This window comes from Bacillus sp. SIMBA_026, from assembly GCF_046535335.1.
Classification (GTDB): domain Bacteria; phylum Bacillota; class Bacilli; order Bacillales; family Bacillaceae; genus Bacillus; species Bacillus velezensis.
In genome coordinates, this window is sequence record NZ_JAWRWX010000359.1 from 1 (window position 1) to 250 (window position 250).

1 protein-coding gene is annotated in these 250 nt (G+C 61.2%); it reads right to left on the bottom strand.

The window, feature by feature from the left end; all coding sequences use genetic code 11:
• On the bottom strand, positions 1–250 hold a 250-nt coding region (locus tag SB847_RS21795), incomplete at both ends, for a 3'-5' exonuclease (protein WP_410578794.1).

A 250-nucleotide genomic window follows, 5' to 3' on the forward strand; every position in this document is an offset into this window, starting at 1 on the left:
GCACTGAGGGCCCCTCAGCTACTGCCCTGGTTGCCGCGCGCAACTGCAAGATGGCATCACGCACTTCTTTCCGGGCGAAGAACCTTTCACCACCCCGAAGTTGATAACCGATGCCCGCAGAGGCCAAAGCTTGCTCGTAAGCTCCGGACTGTCCGTTGGTGCGGAACAGGATCGCAATCTCGCTCGCCTTGACACCCGCGGTGAGAAGTTCCTGAATTCGTCCGGCGACGACGGCAGCCTCCGCCTCATC